Genomic DNA, 18,333 nt, shown 5'->3' with positions numbered 1-18,333 from the left:
CATGGGTTACGACTCCCTGGTCAACCGGGGCGAGTACTTCTCCGACCACTACCTCGCCGAGGTCCTGCCCAAGACCCTGAGGAAGGGCGTTTTCAAGGAGTGGGGGGAGCGGGAGGCCGCCGAGACCAAACGCGTCGCCGTCGCCAAGCAGAACGAGAGGGCCGGTGAGGAGGAACGGCGCCTGCGGACGGTCACCCCGCGCGCCGGACTGCGCAGGCTCCGCTCGCGCTACTTCGACGATCGTCCCGCCTTCGCCGACCACGTCGAACGGGTCCGGGAGGGTGCGGGAACGCGCCCGGGCGAGGCCGACGCCTACCGCGAACGCCTGCACGGGCTGCACCGTGAGCTGCTCACCGCCCTGGGGTACACCCCCAAGGACGAGCCCGTCGTCTCCCACTTCGAGCACGGCGAGGACACCGTCGGTGTCCACCTCGCCCTGCACGAGCCCACCGTCGCCGCCATCGAGTGCGGCTGGGCCCCCGACGTCGACGCCGCCATGGACGCCGACGGCGCCGGACGGCTCCTGGACCCCGTGGAGCTGGGCGGCCGCGAACGCGTCGAGGCGGCCACCAAGCTGGTGTCGTGGCTCTTCGCCCGGGAGGAGGGACTGCGCTACGTGCTGGTCCTGGCCGGGGGAGTGGCGGTCCTGGCCGACCGCACGGTGTGGGGAGAGGGGCGTTACCTGGGCGTGAGCCTGGACACCGCCCTGGGCCGCAACGACACCGACGAACTGGGCACCATCGCCGCGCTGCTGGGCGCGGAGTCGCTGCTGCCCTCGCAGGACGGCAGCGGGGACGCGCTCGCCCAGCTGGTGGAGTCCTCCCACCAGCACGCGGTCGGCGTCTCCAAGGAGCTGCGCCAGGGTCTGCAGCGGTCGGTGGAGATCATCGCCAACGAGGTACTCGTCCGACTGCGCGAACAGGGGGTCGACCCCCACAAGGTCGACACCCGCACCGGTCGGGACTTCGCCGAGGAGCTGGCCCGCCAGTCGCTGCGCTACCTGTACCGGATCCTGTTCCTGCTCTACGCCGAGGCCCGCCCGGAGCTGGGCGTGGTGCCCGCCAAGGACGAGGCGTACGTACGCGGGTACAGCCTGGCCCGTCTGGGCGACCTGGTGGTCGACGACCTGCTGGGTGAGGAGGCCCGGCGCAGCACCCACCTGTACGAGTCGCTGGACCTGCTGTTCCGCATGGTCAACAAGGGACACAACCCGCGCGGGTACGTGCTGGACGAGGACGAGGCCGCCGGACTGTCGGAGGGGGAGGGGCTGCGCTTCGAGCCGCTCAAGGCCGACCTGTTCGACCCCGAGCGCACCAGTCTCATCGGTATGTCCCTGCCGCACCCGCAGGACGACCCCGACGAGGGGGAGGTGCGCCTCCTGGACACCCGGCTGCGCAACGAGGCGCTGCACAGGGTGCTGCGCATGCTCATGCTGTCCCGGGGCAGCAAGAAGGGGCGCGGCGGGTTCATCTCCTACGCCCAGCTCGGCATCAACCAGCTGGGGGCGGTCTACGAGGGGCTGATGTCCTACACCGGCCGGATCGCCGAGGAGACCCTGTACGAGGCGGCCAAGAACGGCGATCCCAAGGACGGGTCGTGGCTGGTGCCGCACTCCAAGGTCGACGACTACCCCGACGACGTGTGGGTGAAGGTCCCCGACGAGTACGGCAAGCCCACCGACGAGCGGGTGGTGTACCGGCCGGGGGCGTTCGTGTACCGCCTGGCCGGACGCGACCGGGAGACCAGCGCCTCCTACTACACCCCCGAGTCGCTGACCCGCCTGACCGTGCAACTGACCCTGCGCGAGCGGCTGGACCAGGACGGGCGCACCACCCCGGCGCGTGAGCTGCTGGAGTGGACCGTCTGCGAGCCAGCCCTGGGCTCGGGGGCCTTCCTCAACGAGGCGATCAACCAGATCGCCGCCGAGTACCTGAAACGGGCCCTGGCCGAGCGCGGCGAGGAGCTGGACCCGGAGCGGTACGCCAAGGAGCTGCAGAAGGTCAAGACCTACATCGCGCTGCACCGCTCCTACGGGGTGGACCTCAACGAGACCGCCGTGGAGCTGGCGGAGGTGTCGCTGTGGCTCAACGTGATGTACCCGGGTCTGCAGGACCCGTGGTTCGGTCTGCACCTGCAGCGCGGCAACTCGCTGGTGGGGGCAGGGCGGCGGCTCTACTCCCCGGGGGAGGTGCAGAAGGGGGAGTGGCTCAAGAGCGCCCCGAAGGAGGTGCCCTTCCGGGACGGGGAGATTCCCGAGGGGTACATCCACCACTGGTTGCTGCCCGCCCAGGGGTGGGGAAGCGTGGCCTCGGAGAAGGAGGCCAGGAGCCTGGCCCCGGACGAGACGGCGAGGCTGAATGCCTGGCGCAAGGCGATGCGCAAGCGGCCCAAGGACAGCAAGGCCAAGGGCACGCAGTTCAAGCGGTTGCAGGCGCTGTCCCGGCGGGCCGAGTACCTGTGGCAGTGGGTTATCCGCAGGCTGGAGCTCTCCGAGAGGGAGATCAGCCGCCGGATCGACGTCTACGGCGCCGACTGGATCGACCAGCCCCAGGACGCCATCCCGCGTGAGCAGGTGCTGGAGCGGCTCAAGAAGACGGGCACGCCGTACTGGCGGCTGAAGACGGTCATGGACGCCTGGTGCGCGCTGTGGTTCTGGCCGGTCCAGGAGGCCGGGCTGCTGGACGGCAGCGACGAGATGTACAAGGGGCTGGATCGTTCCTCGCAGGTCACCGTCGCGGGCGCGGGTTCCCAGGCCAAGCAGCGGGACAGCGTGAGCCTGGCTGACCTGGAGGCGTGGCTCACTTTCGCCGAGTCCCTGCTGGGCGCGCACGACATCCCCGACGACTCCCTGTTCGGCGGGAAGATCGACACGCTCGCCGAACTCGATCAGCAGGAGAAGCTCCTGTCCGGGTTCATGGGGATGACCGAGCCGTACCGGCTGGCGGAAAAGTTCCCCTGGCTGGGGATGGTGGAGAAGCTGGCCAAGCGGCACGGTTTCTTCCACTGGGAACTCCAGTTCGCCCACCTGTTCAAGAACCGGGGTGGTTTCGACATCCAGGTGGGGAACCCGCCGTGGGTGCGGCCCACTTGGGATGAGGACTCTGTGCTCGCGGAAGACGATCCTTGGTTTAAGCTCGTTGAGCGTTCGTCTGTTGAAATAAAGAAGAAAAGGAAGAATTCTCAACTCCAATCGGAAAGCAGCTGTGACTACTTCCTTGAGGAGCTTGCTTCTGTTTCGGGCCTCAGTGATTTCCTGTCTGATGTTTCGACGTATCCTATTTTGGTTGGAACGCAGTCCGATCTTTATCGGGCCTTCATGTGTCGCACCTGGCTGAACGAGAGTTCTATCGGTGTGGTCGGCCTTATTCACCCTGTTTCCCATATGTCTGGAATTAGAGAAGCCTCCCTGAGGGGTGCCGCTTATCGGAGGATGAAATTTCACTTGCACTTCTCTAATGAGAGAAGGCTTTTTTCCGATGTTCATAATCAGACCTATTTTTCCGTAAATATCTATGCCCATTCTGCAGATCCTAAGTTTGTTTCCGCGAGCTTCCTCTATGGTGCGGAAACCTTCCTTGGTTCTCTTGGGCATGATGGAGCTGGTGATATTCCAGGTGTAAAGCACGACGGCACCTGGGATGTTCGCCCGCATCGTGAGCGACTAGTGCATGTGGACAAGAGTGTGTTGCTCCGGTGGGGGAAGTTGACTGGTCAAGAAGATTTGCTTTCTGTTCCATTGTTGTATCCCGTGAGCAATGCTGAGGCAGGTGCTATCGATGCGTTTTCGAGGTCTGTCGTGCGTCTTGGGGGCGATGGTCCACTGATTTCTAGTGGTTACCATGAAATGGGGGCGAAAAGGGATGGTTTGATTTCTTGGGGGACGGTGCAGCCATCGCGCCTCAGAGATGCCATCATCCAGGGTCCTCATTTTTCGCAGGGAAATCTCTTCAGCAAGAAGCCAAATATTCCTTGTAAGAGCAACAAGGACTGGTCAGCGTGGGATCTTCGGGCCCTGCCTGAAGACGCGGTTCCCGTGACCAACTATGAGCGTGCTTGTGACGTGGACGAGTACCTGGCCGCTCAGGACGTGTGGAACGGAAAGCGTTACACCGAGTACTTCCGTTTGGCATGGCGGCGCATGATCCCCCTGGCCAACGAGCGAAGCCTGTTTGCGGCGCTGATCCCACCGGGGCCCGCCCATGTCAATGCGGTCCACTCGATGTGGGTCAAGGACAACCGGACCACCGTGCTGAACGCGGGGTTCTGGGCTTCACTGCCCTTGGACTACCTGTTGCGCATCACTGGTAGGGCTGACTTGCAGCAGGGCGAGGCTCCCAAGATGCCTGCACCCACTCCTGGGCATCCCCTCGAAACCGCTCTCCTCGTGCGTACCATGCGCCTGAACTGCCTCGCCAACGCCTACGCGCCCCTGTGGTCGGAGCTCTACGACGACTCCTGGCGGGAGCAGGCCTGGGCCGTGGACTGGGAGGACCTCGCTCCTCTGGGGGAGGTCGGCCCCGAGTGGGAGTACGCCTCACCCCTGCGCACCGAGCGCGAGCGCCGCGCGGCCCTGGTCGAACTCGACGCCCTCGTCTCGGTGTGGCTCGGGATCACCGCTGACCAGCTCGCCGTCGTCTACCGCTCCCGCTTTCCCGTCCTGCATGACTACGAGGCCGAGACGTGGTTCGACGCGAACGGCCGCAAGATCGCGAAGAACCACAACACCTACGGCTACGGGCAGACCAAGGAGGACTACCTCCACCTCCAGAAGTTCCTGGACCCGGAAGACCCCACGAACACGCCCCCGGAGGGCTACTCCGCGCCCTTCCACGAGGCCGACCGTGAGCGGGAGTACTACCAGGCCCACGCCCACTTCACCGAGATAGTCGAACGCGCCAGGCGCGACGGAACCTGGACCGACCCGACGCCCAGGTCTGAGTCCGCGCCCGGGAAGGCATGAGCATGCAGCCCACCCTCGCCGCAGCCGAGGTGCGCCGGAACATCACCCAGTACCTGTCCACCACCTTCGCCCTCGCCGACGAACCCGTCCGCGAAGGTCTGGAGTCCTTCTTCAACGACCCGGACCAGGGCATCTTCCGCGGCCCCTACCTGCGCGTGCGCACGCCCTTCCGCAGGTCCGGCGACGGGTGGCAGCGGCACCTGGAGTGGTACCCGGCCGGGTTCAGGCCCTTCCTGCACCAGGCCAGGGCCTTCGAGCGGCTGTCCTCCCTGGACACGTCCCCCGAACCCACCCTCATCACCACCGGGACCGGCTCCGGCAAGACCGAGTCCTTCCTCGTCCCGGTCCTGGACCACTGCCGCCGCGCCCGCGCCGAGGGCGGGCAGGGCGTCAAGGCGATCCTGCTGTACCCGATGAACGCCCTGGCCACCGACCAGGCCGGTCGTCTCGACGACTACCTCGCCGACCCCGCCCTGTCCCAGGTCACCGCGGGCCTGTACATCGGTGACACCCCCGCCACCGGCTACGACCGGGTGGCCACCTCCCGGGGGGAGATCCGCCGCCTGCGCCCGGACATCCTCATCACCAACTACAAGATGCTGGACCTGCTGCTCCAGCGCGAGGACGACCTGCCCCTGTGGCAGGGCTCGGAGCTCACGTACGTGGTGGTCGACGAGTTCCACACCTACGACGGCGCCCAGGGCACCGACGTGGCCATGCTGCTGCGCCGCCTGTCCGCCGCCACCGGCCAGGCACGCCCCGGCCGCCCCCTGGGCGGCATCTGCCCGGTGGCCACCAGCGCCACCCTCGGCCAGGACGACGGCGGCGACGGGTCCGGCGCCGCCATCCGCGAGGTGGCCGCGATCGTCTTCGCCACCGAGTTCGGCCCCGACGCGGTGGTGGGCGAGGACCGGCTGTCCATCGACGAGTTCATGGGCGGGCTCGAATACGAGCTGCCGGTTCCCAACCCCGTCCGCGTCGCCAACCTGCCCGCCCCGCACGGCGACCCGGACCGGATGGGCCCGATCATGGCGGCCTTCACCGGACGGGACGACCTCACCCCCAGGGAACTGGGTCGGGTTCTGCGCGGCCACATCCTCACCAAGGCGATCCTGGAGATCCTCGACGGCTCGGTGCGCTCCCAGGACGAGATCCTCGAACACCTGCCCAAGAACGGCGCCTACGAGTGGGGACGGACCCTGCGCAGCAGCCCCGAACTCACCGCCGAGGCGCTGTCCCGCTACGTGGCGCTGCTGTCCACCGCCCGCGACCCCGACGTGCCCGAGGACCAGAGGCAACAGCCGCTGGTGACCGTGGAGGCCCACCTGTGGGTCCGCGCGATCTCCCAGCTGCTGCGCGCCGTCTCCGACCGGGCCGCCTTCACCTGGCACGGACAGAGCCCGCCCTCCCAGGACGGTCACACCACCACCGGTACCCTGGGCCGGTCCCACCTCCCGGCGGTCTACTGCCGCCACTGCGGGCGCTCCGGCTGGGCCGCGGTATCCCCCGAGTCCACCCCCCACGACCTGATCAGCGCACCGGAGAAGGTCTACCGCACCGCGGTCACCGAGAAGCGGCGTCTGCGCCCGTTCATGCACGCCACCCTCAAGGAGGCCATGGAGAGCACCTCCGACCACGCCGTGCTCGTGCTCAACTCCTCCGGTACGCACGTGCGCCCGGTCGGTCCCCGGGACATCGCCGCCTACGACGCGGGCGAACTCGACGGGGTGTTCGTCCACGCCGACCTGCGCCACGACAGCGAGGCCTTCCGCGCGGCCGAGAACGACCGCTGCCCGGTCTGCGACGCCGACCAGGGCACCCGCTTCCTCGGCTCAGGGCTGGCCGCCCTGGCCTCGGTCGCCGTCACCGAGCTGTTCACCGGCGGCCAGCTCACCCACGACGGAGACAAACCCAAGACCCTCGTTTTCAGCGACTCGGTGCAGGACGCCGCCCACCGGGCCGGATTCGTCTCCAACCGCTCCTACACCTTCTCCGCCCGCTCCCTGCTCACCTCCTCCCTTGAGGACGACGGCACCCCCAAGGACCTCAACGACCTCATCGCCGACACCGTCAGACGCGCCGAGGACCCCGCCTACCTGGCCTGCGTGGTCCCGCCCGACCTGCACGACCAGAAGGGCATCGACGAACTCCTGGCCGGGGAGAGCACCGGCACCGTCCGGCAGTGGACGATGGTCGGCGAACGCCTCGCCTTCACCGCCGTCCTGGAACTGGGCCTGCGCTCCCGCCAGGGCCGGACCCTGGAACTCACCCGCACCGCCGTCGCCCGCGTCCGCCTGGACGACCCCGACCGGACCGCCGCCCTGGCCCGCGACCTGCTCCGGCACAGCAGCGAGGCCCTCACCGGCCTGCCCGACCTCCGGGTCTTCCGCGGCTACCTGCGCGGCCTCCTCGAACGCATCCGCACGCGCGGCGGCATCAGCCACCACTGGCTCCAGAAGTGGATCCACAACGCGGGCACCAGCCGCTACGGCGCCATCTGGGGCAAGCGCCCCGACGGCATGCCCGCCTTCCCCAAACCCCGGGGCGGCGCTGCCCTGCCCGCCCCGCGCTTCCTGCTGGACCGTGCCAAGAACGGCAGCGAGTTCGACTCCATCGCGGGCAAGGGCACCTGGTACCAGGACTGGACGACCCGGTGCCTGGGGATGCCCGCCGACGCCGCCACCCGCTACCTGGGCCGCCTGCTGGACCTGCTCCACGACGAGGGCGTCGTCAGCCGCTTCGCCACCCAGGACAACGCCACCCGCGTCTACGGGCTCACTCCCGGACACATCCAGGTCAGCCGCATCGCCGATGACGAGGTGACCAAGGCCGGACTGATCTGCCCGGTGTGCCACTGGCGCCAGACCGTCCACACCGACGACCAACCCGACTGGGAGGGGGCCCGCTGCCCCCGCTACCGGTGCTCGGGCGCCCTCGGCCTCGACGAGGACGTGCGCTTCCGCAACGACTACTACCGTCGGCTGTACGGAAGGACCCAGCCGTTCCGTGTCACCACCGCTGAGCACACCGGCCAGCTCACCCGGGCCCAGCGCGAACGCGTCGAGGAGGCCTTCACCAGGGGTGCCCGCTACACCGACCCCAACGTCCTGTCCGCCACCCCCACCCTCGAACTCGGCATCGACATCGGCGACCTGTCCGCCGTCATCCTCGGCTCCCTGCCGCACGGCCCCGCCAACTACGTGCAGCGCGCGGGCCGCGCCGGCCGCCGCTCGGGCAACGCGCTCCTGCTCACCCTGGTGGGCCGCCGCGCGCGCGAGCGCTACTACCTGCAGGAACCCCGCGACATGATCGCCGGGCGGATCGAACCCCCGGGCAGCTTCCCCTCGGCGGTGGAGATCCTGCGCCGCCAGTACGTCGCCCACCTGCTCGACCTGGCCGCCCGCGGCCACCTGCCCGGGGTGTCCGCGCTGCCCCGCCGCGCCGCCGACCTGTTCGGCGACCTGGGCTGGCTGCGCGGATTCGTCCCCTCCGCGCAGGCCCACGGTCCCCGCCTGGTCGAGGACTTCCTCGCCCTGTTCACCGGCGCGGGCCAGGGCGTGGACGACGACGCCGCCGCCCAGCTGCGCGACTTCGCCCAGAGGGGTGTCGGGGACAAGATCGAGGCGGTCGAACTGGCCTGGGCCGAACGCCTCGACGAACTGCGCGAACGCGTGGCCAACGTCGGCCGGACCATCGACGACCTGCTCGACACCGACCCCGAGCAGAAGCAGCGCAAACGCGCCCTGAGGGCCGAGCGGTTCGCCGTGCAGAGGCGTATCGGCGAGATCGGCCGCACCAGCGCCCACGGCGCCCTCGTCGAGTACGGGGTGCTGCCCAACTACTCGCTCATCGACACCGCCACCGAGCTGGAGGCCACCCTCGTCTGGGACGAGGAGGGCCCCGACGGCGACCGCGTCCACCGCTCCGAGGTGCGCGAGTACACCCGGCCCGCACGGGTCGCCCTCACCGAGTTCGCCCCCGGCAACCACTACTACGTCCGCGGTTTCCAGCACACCGTGGACGGCCTGGACATCGGCTCCCGCAACCGGCAGGCCTTCCACCCCTGGCGGATATGCCCCGGCTGCGGGTTCGTACGCACCTCCGAGGCCGAGACCGACACCTCTCCCTGCCCCCGGTGCGGCAACACCTTCATCGGTGACCGCAGCTGCCTCCACCAGGTCCTGGAACCCACCCGGGTCCACGCCCGCGACCGGCGCGACGACGCGCTGATCCGCGACGACCACGACGACCGCCGCCGCGAGTTCTACGAGACCACCACCACCGTGGACATCCCCCAGGACCGGATCGAGAGCGGGGCCTGGCGCCACCACAAGCAGGCCTTCGGCGTGGAGTTCACCCGCGCCGCGACCGTGCGCCACTTCAACCTCGGCCGACAGCGCGCCAGGGGTACCGACGCGGGCAGGATCTCCTTCGCCGGGGAACAGGTCGACGTCAACCCCTTCCACGTCTGCCGCTCGTGCGGGGGCGCCACCCCCGGCGAACCCAAGGAGGCCGTCAGCGACCTGCTCGGCAGCCGCTACGACTCCAGCCGCAGCTACCACCGCCCCTGGTGCCCGCAGCGGCGCGGCGACGCCGTCGACCACGTGCCGCTGATCCTGGCGCACACCCTGCGCACCGAGGCGCTGCGCATCCTGTTGCCTGTGGCCACCGTGCACACAGTCGAACGCATGGTGAGTTTCAAGGCCGCCCTCATGGCCGGGTTCGCCCGCGTCTACGGCGGCGCCCTGGACCACCTGGACGCCGTCGTGGCCACGATGCCCGACAGCCAGACCGGCCACCAGCGCCGCTACCTGGTCGTCTACGACACCCTGCCCGGCGGCAGCGGCTACCTCAACCTGCGTTCGTCGGGTGCCGAGGGCATCCACAAGGTCCTCACCAACGCCCGCGAGGCCCTCCGCGAGTGCGGGTGCGGGGACAGCGTCGGCGGCCGCGCGGCCTGCCACCGCTGCCTGCTCGCCCACGTCAGGGATCAGGAGTTCCCCTTCGCCGACCGGAACACGGCCCAGGAGATGCTCGACGACCTGCTCGATGACTGGCGCACCGCCACGGTCGCCCACACCGGCCTCATCTCGCTGTGGGACCAGGTCGAGAGCGAGCTCGAAGGGCGTTTCCTCGGGGCCCTGGAGCGCTGGGCCGCACAGGGCGGGTCCTCCCGCTCCTTCCGCCGGGAGGGGCAGGAACGCGGCCGCAAGAAGGCGGTCCTGCGCCTGGACACCCCCGAGCACGGCGTCATCAGCTGGGAGGTCGTCCTGCAGAACACCATCGGGGGCACCCGCCCCGACGTGGTGTTCCGCCGCCTGGACTCCGAGGGGCAACAGGTCGCCGTCTACCTGGACGGCTACCGCTACCACGCCTCCCCGAGCAGGAACCGGATCGCCGGCGACGCCGCGAAACGCGCCCGGCTGCGCGCCCACGGCATCACCGTCTTCCAGCTCACCTGGGACGACATCGACTTCCTGGAGGAGAAGAAGACCTTCCACGACCCGGTGTGGCGGCCCTACGGTCCCAAGGGCCGGATGGCCGCCCAGCAGATGTTCGGCAAGGGCGACCCCAAGGAGCTGGAGAACCTGGTGTGGACCAGCCCCGCCCGGACCCTTCTCGCCTACCTCACCGATCCCGACCAGAGGGTCTGGGGCGGGCGCGCCGCCGCGGCCGTCGCCGGGATCGCCGGGGCGCGGAAAACGGAGAAGACCAACGGCACGGGCGTGGCACTGGCTCCGCACATGACCTCCCTGCTGCGGGGGGAACCCCTGCCCCCGCCCGCCTCCGGCGGTGAGTGCCTGGTGATGCGGGGCCGCGACGACGCGGGCTGCCAGGTGGTGGCGCTGCTCAGCAAGGCCACCAAATCCGTCACCGGCCTCACCGTCCTCGACGACCGCGAGAAGACGGTCGCGGCCGACACCGAAGCCCACAAGCGCCGCTGGAAGGCCTGGCTGTACTGGGGCAACCTCGTCCAGTTCCTGCCGGCGCAGCAGGGTGACGGGGCCCAGATCGCCCTGACGGAACTGGACTCCTTCGACGCCGTCGTCCTGAGGGCGCTGGGCGGGGACAGCCTCGATGAGAGCATCGCCCGACGCCCCCTCGACGAGGCCGAGCGCGAGGAGCTGTTCGGCGACACCCTCGTCAGCGCACGCCTGGACCGGACCCTTCCCGGGCAGACCCCCGGGCTCGTCGTGGCCACTCCCGAGAGTCTCCACGGCGACCAGGAGAACCTCATCCCGGAGTGGGAGGAGACGCTCGACCTGGTGGACACCGACGCCCCCGGCCTGCGCGCGCTCGCCGAAGGCCTGGCGCGCGCCGGTGCCCCCCTCCCCGAGGTCGGTTACGAACTGGACGGCGGACTGTGGCCCGCGGAGCTGGCCTGGGTCGAACAGCGGGTGGCCGTGGTGCTGCCCGCCGATCTGGTCGGCGCCGAGGAGCGCGAACGCGGTGACGCCGCCTTCGCCGAGCAGGGATGGCGGGCCAGGGAGGCCACCGGATGGGAGCTGCCGGAGCTGCTGAGCATACTGGCCTCCAGCGCCGACCGGCCCCCGGCGGCGGCCGTGACGACGACACGACGACAGCGGTGAAGGGATGAGCGTGCAGGGCAGGACCACACTGCGGCTGCTGGACAAGGCCGACAAGCAGATCCGCAAACTCCCCCAGAACGTGAAGGGGGCGCTCTACGACTTCCAGTACAAGTTCCGGGAGAACCCCAAGCTCACCGGCCTGAGGTTCAAGGCCCTCGAAGGCCACGACCGGCTGTACTCGGCGCGGGTGAACGCCGACTACCGCGCGCTGCTCTTCCACGTGGGCGACAGCGACTACATCCTCGTCGGGGTCCGCCACCGCAACCACGTCTACGACCACCTGGACCGGTTCCGCTACGAGGTCAACGCGGTCACCGGCGCCCTGGAGATCTTCGGCATCGTCGAGTCCCGGGAGGTGACCGAGGAGGCGCCGCCCGCGCACCCGGCCGTTCCGGAACCCGCCCCCGCTCCCGCGGCCGAGGAGGTCCCCGCACCCGGTTCCGAGCCCGAGGAGTCCTCCGGGGCCGACGAGTCCGGAGTCGGGAAGGCGGCGGCTCCGCTCTTCGCCGACCACACCGCCGAGCAGCTGCGCGAGCTGGGTGTGGCCGAGGGACTCATCGACGACGCCCTGGCCGTGACCTCCGACAGCCAGTTGCTGGAGTTGGTCTACGGTGCGCCGGGCCACACCGAGGACGTGCTCCTGGCCCTCGCCGACGGCAAGGGCTTCGACCAGGTGATGGCCGAGATCACCGGTCCGGTCGCCGCCGAGGAGCCCGTCGACACCACCGACTACCCGGCGGCCCTGGCCCGGACCTCCACCCGCGTCACCACCTCCGACACCGACCTGCGCGAGGTGCTGGACGACGACTTCGCCGCCTGGAAGGTGTTCCTGCACCCCGCCCAGGAGAAGCTCGTCAGGCGTCACTACCGGGGCCCCGCCCGGGTCACCGGCGGCCCCGGCACGGGCAAGACCATCGTCGCCCTGCACCGGGTCAAGCACCTGGTGGAGCAGCTTCCGCCCGGCCGGTCCAAGGCCGTCCTGCTGACCACCTACAACACCAACCTCGCCGCGGACCTGCGCCGCCGCCTGCTCGACCTGGCCGGTCAGGAGGTGGCCGACCGGGTCGACATCGTCAACATCGACCGCCTGGTGTCCCGGATCGTCACCGAGAGCGGGCAGGGCGGCCGGGGACGGACGCCCATCAACGACAACCAGGTGCTGCGCGAGTGGCGGAGCATGCTCACCGAGGTCGGTGAACAGCGCTGGAGCGCCGAGTTCCTCAACGACGAGTGGAACCAGGTCATCCTCGGCCAGAGCCTGCGTTCCCGGGGTGAGTACTTCCGGGCCCGCCGGGCCGGGCGCGGGCAGCGCATCAGCCGGGCCCAGCGCGCGGAGATCTGGCAGTTGGTGGAGCGCTTCACCATGCGCCTGGAGGAACGCGGTGTGTGGAGCTACCGGCAGATCGCCGAGGCCGCCGCCCAGGTGGAGGGGGACCGGGCAGCCAAGATCGAGACCAACCGCCGCCGCGAGGCGCAGGGCGGCCCGATGCTGCACCACCGGGACCAGTCGTCCATGAACCTGCGGTTCCGGTACCGGCACATCGTCGTGGACGAGGCCCAGGACCTCAGCTCGGCCCACTGGACCCTGCTGCGGGCCATGGTGGACCGCACCGACAACGACATCTTCCTGGTCGGCGACACCCACCAGCGCATCTACGACAACCGGGTGTCCCTCGGGGCCCTGGGCATCGAGATCCGGGGGCGCTCGGCCCGGCTGACCCTCAGCTACCGCACCACCCGTGAGATCCTGGGCTCCGCTCTCGGGCTGCTCGGCGACGAGACCTGGGACGACCTGGACGAGGGCACCGACACCCTGGACGGCTACCGGTCGGTGCTGCGCGGTCCCCGGCCCGGGTTCAGCGGTTCACCCACCTGGGCGGCCGAACGCGACGCCCTGGCCGCCTGGGCCCAGGAACAGGTGGAGCGGGACGGCCGGGCCGCCTCGGTGGCCATCGCGGTACCGACCGGTAACGAGGTGAACGAGGTACAGCAGGCCCTGGTCAGGGCCGGGGTCCGCGCGGCGGCCCTCGGCAAGGACGGGCCCCCTCCGGGGTACGAGGAGGCCGTGCACGTGGGGACCCTGCACCGCTTCAAGGGGCTGGAGTACCAGCACATGGCCATCGGCGCGGTGAGTGAGGGATTGGTGCCGCGAACCGGCCTGGAGCGCCTGCGCGCCAACGACGCACCGAGGTACCGGTTGGAGACCCAGAAGACGCGTTCCCTGCTGTTCGTGGCCGCCACCCGTGCGAGGGACTCGCTGCTGGTGTCCTGGCACGGCGACCCCAGTCCGTTGCTGCCCAAGAAGGCCGTGCGTGCGGCGGAGGCCGAGGGCGACGGTTTCGAGGACGGGGGCCTGTTCAAACCCCCGGGCGCGCTGCTGTGACCGAGGGCGAGGAAGGGGCGGCGTGCCCGCGCCCCTCCCGCCCCTGTGGGATCCTGGACCGGATATGAGCCCGGACATGCACACCGAACCCGAACCCGCCAACACCTACCTGCTGATCCTCAGTGAACGAGAGGCCGTGGCATGGGTCCTGCGCACCTCGCGGATGGCCTTTCCCGCGACGCGGCGGGCGGAGGTGGAGCGGCTCAAGGTCGGTGACCGGCTCCTCCTGCTCACGACGCGGGGCTGCTGGCACAACCCCACGCGGGACCGGACGAGGGTGATCGGCCTGGCCAAGGTCACCTCGCCCGTCCGCGCCTACGACGAGCCGGTGACCATAGCCGGGCGGGACTTCACCCGCGGTTGCGGGCTTCGGATGGAGGCGCTCAGCCCGTACCGGACCGGTGTGGAGCTGGTTCCGCTCGTGCCCCGGATGGAGGCGTTCCCGGACACGCGCCCCGGCGCGTGGGCGGTCCGGCTGCGTCGGCCGCTGCTCCAGCTCAGCGCGGCGGACGCGGATCTCCTCACACAAGAGATCAACAAGGCCGCTGGTGCTCCTGAGGACCTCGTGCCGGAGTACGTGGAGAAGGTGCGCCTGGCCGTCTCAGGCCGGTAGCGACGAGCACGGCCCCGGCTTCGGAGCGAAGCCGGGGCTCTTGGGTTTTCAGGCCTTGTGGGGTGTGGGGGCTGAGGAGGTCAGCTGCGGGCGATGGCGAGGAAGGCGTCCCACTCGGCGGCGGGGAAGGGGAGGTGGCCCCTGGCCGGGTTCTTGGAGTCCCGGACGGCCGCGCCACAGGGCAGGTCGGCGACCTCGACGCAGTTCTGGCTCTGGCCGCTGTAGCTGCTCTTCCGGAACACCAGATCGTTGATCATCATTTGCTCTCTAGGGATTTCAGGACGTCAGTGATGAACCTTGCTGACTGTGCGGTGCTCAGCGCTGAACCCTGGACATCGCTGTAGGTAACAGTATGCTGCTCGACCTCTTCCGGTTCCTCCAAGAAAAGGCCGTCTGTGGCGGTGTCCACGAACACGATGGGCAGGTCCAACGGATCTGGGAACTCCAAGATGCTGAAGGGAGCAACAAGCGCTGCATGTGATCCAGCAGCAAACGGTAGGACCTGAAGGTCGACGTTGGGGAGTTTGGCCATGTAGAGCAGGTGGCGCATCTGCTCAGCCATGATCTCACGGCCGCCCATGAAGCGACGTAGCGCCGCCTCATCAAGGACCACACGGAACTTGGCCGGGTTGAAGCGGGTCAAGATCTCCCGGCGTTCCATACGTGCTTGAGTGCGACGTTCGATCTCTTCGGCGCCGGTATACCGGCCGCCTTCAAACACAGCCATGGCGTACTCGGGCGTCTGTAGCAGCCCGGGAATCACGGAGGACTCGAAGGTACGGATGGCGGATGCCTCCGCTTCGAAGTCCGGGAGCGACTGAGGCCCGAACACCTCCTTGTAATTTGACCACCACCCTCGGACTTTGGCATCCCTGGCCAGCGCGTGCAGAGCTTCGCGCTTCGCCGGATCGTTGATCTCGTACAGGTCCAACATCTTGTCGAGATCGTCGGCCTTGATCGTCTGCGTCTCGGCGGTTTCAATCTTGCTCAGCTTGCCAGTGGCCCACTTGAGCGACTTCACCACTTGAGTGGTGGTCAGGTTCGCGTTGCTACGGGCGCGCTTGAGCTCGGCGGACAAGCGTCGGCGGCGGAGGGTGGGGCTGTGAGGACGCTGCATGGTGACAGTGTAGTTCTTTCCTGGTGAATCTCCTATCTCGATGTTGACGTGAGTGAGATTCACTACTAGCTTGAAGATGTGGCCAGTGACCGGATTGCTACACAGAGTCTCTACTGGTCAGGCTACGTCGTGCCCCTTCCCGCTGATCGGGAAACGCGAAGGTCTCACACCTGCGGGCACACCGAACCCCCGTTCCGCTCCACACGCGCAAGGAGTCTGTTCGTCATGCCCGCAACCGCACCCCTGACCGGTCTGCCCGAGGTGACCGTCCCGCTCGGTGAGCTGGTTCCGCCTCGGTGCCGCCACTACTTCACCGGCCGGGCCGACCGTGCCCACTATCGTGTCCGCCGCTACGACTTCGGCGGCTCGGCCCAGTACATCCCGCTGGTGCGCGCGTTCCTGGACACCTGCGCCGCCGAACGCGACGTCGACTACCGCTACCTGTTCACCCTCCTGGGCAGCGAACTCGCCAACAACGCGCTCCGGCACTCCCGCTCGGGCCAGCCCTTCGGGGTCTACACCCTCACCTGCCGGCGCCACCGCGACGGCCTGAGCCTGACCTGCCGCGACCAGGGGGCGCGTGACGAGAGGAAGGCCGTTCTCGGCCAGCGCTCCCACCTGACCGCCGACCCGAACGGGTCGGCCCTGTCGGCCGAGTCCGGGCGTGGGCTGGCCATGGTCGACGCCTTCGCCACCTCCTGGGGTGACAACGGCATCTGCGACTACCGGCAGGTGTGGTTCTTCCTGGCCTACGACCTGACCGGCAGCCTGTGGAACACCACCGCGTAGCCGTCAACACCGCTGCACGCAGAAGGGCCCAGGAAAGCGCGGCAACGCTTCCCGGGCCCCGACAATCCCGAAATCCGCACACTTCCACATGTTCAGAAAGCAGGATCAGTGACGCATCCTATCCCTGCGCCCCGGCCCTCCAGCGACCCGCTGTACCGTCCGCTCCCGCCGCTGCCCCGGCGTCGCCCCCTGGTGGGCCCGTTCTGCCCGGCGTGCGAGCACCCCTCCTGCCGGCAGCGCCGCGCGGCACGCCTGCCCCGCCTGGGCGGCCAGCGCTCCGAATATCAGCGCGAGCACGCCCGCGCCGCCACCCTCCAGCGGCACAACCCGCACCTGCTCATCTGGTGGGGTGAGAGCACGCTGTCCTATTGGGTGGCCTCGCCCGCCGGCCTGACCGAGGCTCGCGAACCGGGGGAACTGCTTCTGCTCCTGGACCCGGCTCCCGTCCTCGTCTGCTGAACCTGCACCCCGACGGGCGGCCGCTCCGGGAAGGCGGTCGCCCGCCACAATTCGGGCCCCAGAGCCCGTAACCCTTTCACGCACCCGGCACGGTCGCGCTCCTCCGCGCCGTACGGATTCTGTCACCGTCCGCTGCTATTCCTGACCCAGCGATCGCACTACGAGGGCGGGGAAGCCGGGATATGAGGGTCAGGGCGGACCGGACGCTGTACAAGCTCCTGGACAAGATCGTCGAACTGGGCTGTTCAGGGAAGACGGAAAGGCTCATCGATGACGCGAAGAACCAGATGGGGCACTGGTCTCCCTTCCGTGGAAACCGCGACTTGGTGGAGCTCCTGGAGTTCGTGCAGGCCAACGCGGTGAAGGAGAGAGATGAGGCGACGAGTCAACGGCTCACGGACGCCATCGGATACGCGCTCAACACGGTGAACAGGAACCGCCTCGAAGCCGAGTACGAGCTGTACGGAGGTTCTCTGGAGCGGGAGCTCCAGTCCGCGCAGAGGGTCCTGTCCTTGGGGCTCCAGTTCGCCGCAGTGCAGATCCGGGAGAACTTCGACGACCTCAGGCGGGTGTCCGGGGACGACGTCGTCGCCTACTTGGAACAGCTCCACGCTGGTGCCCAGCGCATGTTTCCGGAACCGGGTCGCCCCGGCCACTACCAGGTGCCCCGGGGCAGAGCGGAGATCGCCCACAGGTTCGGTGAACTCCTGGACAAGCACATCACCGTCGTGGCCGAAACGGGAACGGACGGATCGGAGGGGATCAGCGGACTCGCTCGCGAAGCCGACTCGCACGCCGTCTTCGACGGGATCGAGGTGCAGCGCCGCCGCGACGCACTCGCCCTGCTGCGCAGTACGGCCCTCAACCCCCACGCGGTCGAGGCCGACCTGCAAAGGGCACTGGAGAAGAACCCGTGGATCTTCGGCGGCCGGTTCGTCGACTTCGCGACGCGCCGCCTCCTCGCTCCCAGCACGGAGATCGACCTTCCGCTGCTGCGGCCGGACGGCGTACTCCACGTCGTCGAGATCAAACGGGCCAACACCAAGGTGGTGACCCACCAACGGGGACGGTTGATCCCGAGCGCGGAGGTGCACCGCGCGGTCGAACAGATCATGAACTACTTCGTGTCACTCGACGAGCGGCGCGAGGAGATCCGGGAGAAGTGGGGGATCGACGTCCGGCGCTGCCAGGCCACGGTGGTCATCGGTCACCCGCACCACACCGAGGAGGACCCGCGTGCGGTCCACGAGACCCTGCGGGTCTACAACAGCCACCTCAGCCGCATCGATGTGGTCACCTACCAGGAGCTCATCGACAGCGCCGAACACGCGGTGGACTTCACCCGAGGCGCGCTCCGCCTCTCCGACGCGTGAACGGTAGTCGGTAGGCCCGGGCCTGCCCGCCTTCACACGCCGGTGGCCG

General features: G+C 68.9%; 9 protein-coding genes. 7 read left to right on the top strand and 2 right to left on the bottom strand.

What is annotated here, in order from left to right; all coding sequences use genetic code 11:
• The first annotated feature begins 1 nt into the window (after window position 1).
• From A6A08_RS15565 to A6A08_RS15550, 4 genes are all read left to right on the top strand, one after another.
• On the top strand, window positions 2–4,960 hold the full coding sequence (locus A6A08_RS15565) for an Eco57I restriction-modification methylase domain-containing protein (RefSeq protein WP_073703316.1): 4,959 nt from the start codon (window positions 2–4) through the stop codon (window positions 4,958–4,960).
• Entirely contained in the window at window positions 4,957–11,550 is a 6,594-nt protein-coding gene (locus tag A6A08_RS15560) for a DEAD/DEAH box helicase (RefSeq protein WP_143181773.1), read from the top strand. The genes A6A08_RS15565 and A6A08_RS15560 overlap by 4 nt, the downstream gene beginning before the upstream one ends.
• Window positions 11,551–11,554: 4 nt before the next feature.
• Window positions 11,555–13,933, top strand: coding sequence for a UvrD-helicase domain-containing protein (locus A6A08_RS15555; protein ID WP_073703314.1), 2,379 nt, complete (start codon window positions 11,555–11,557; stop codon window positions 13,931–13,933).
• A gap of 76 nt (window positions 13,934–14,009) precedes the next feature.
• On the top strand, window positions 14,010–14,546 hold the full coding sequence (locus tag A6A08_RS15550) for a hypothetical protein (protein WP_242422646.1): 537 nt from the start codon (window positions 14,010–14,012) through the stop codon (window positions 14,544–14,546).
• Between the two features lie 80 nt (window positions 14,547–14,626).
• Here A6A08_RS15550 and A6A08_RS15545 read toward each other — a convergent pair whose 3' ends face one another.
• Both A6A08_RS15545 and A6A08_RS15540 read right to left on the bottom strand, forming a co-directional pair.
• Window positions 14,627–14,806 (bottom strand): DUF397 domain-containing protein, encoded by a 180-nt coding sequence (locus A6A08_RS15545; RefSeq protein ID WP_073703312.1) that lies wholly within the window; start codon window positions 14,804–14,806, stop codon window positions 14,627–14,629.
• On the bottom strand, window positions 14,803–15,663 hold the full coding sequence (locus A6A08_RS15540; RefSeq protein ID WP_073703311.1) for a helix-turn-helix transcriptional regulator: 861 nt from the start codon (window positions 15,661–15,663) through the stop codon (window positions 14,803–14,805). The genes A6A08_RS15545 and A6A08_RS15540 overlap by 4 nt, the downstream gene beginning before the upstream one ends.
• 225 nt (window positions 15,664–15,888) lie before the next feature.
• On the opposite strand from A6A08_RS15540, the gene A6A08_RS15535 reads away from it, so the two are divergent.
• The 3 genes from A6A08_RS15535 to A6A08_RS15525 all read left to right on the top strand — a co-directional run bounded on the left by A6A08_RS15535 (window position 15,889) and on the right by A6A08_RS15525 (window position 18,284).
• Window positions 15,889–16,452: an ATP-binding protein gene (locus A6A08_RS15535; RefSeq protein ID WP_073703310.1), complete on the top strand. Its 564-nt coding sequence runs from the start codon at window positions 15,889–15,891 to the stop codon at window positions 16,450–16,452.
• 108 nt (window positions 16,453–16,560) lie between these two features.
• Window positions 16,561–16,911, top strand: coding sequence for a hypothetical protein (locus A6A08_RS15530; protein ID WP_073703309.1), 351 nt, complete (start codon window positions 16,561–16,563; stop codon window positions 16,909–16,911).
• Window positions 16,912–17,093: 182 nt separating this feature from the next.
• Window positions 17,094–18,284, top strand: coding sequence for a Shedu immune nuclease family protein (locus A6A08_RS15525; protein ID WP_073703308.1), 1,191 nt, complete (start codon window positions 17,094–17,096; stop codon window positions 18,282–18,284).
• Window positions 18,285–18,333 lie beyond the last annotated feature (49 nt).

The organism is Nocardiopsis sp. TSRI0078 (assembly GCF_001905145.1).
In the GTDB taxonomy this organism is placed as follows: domain Bacteria; phylum Actinomycetota; class Actinomycetes; order Streptosporangiales; family Streptosporangiaceae; genus Nocardiopsis.
This window is presented reverse-complemented; position numbering and strand designations above follow the sequence as displayed.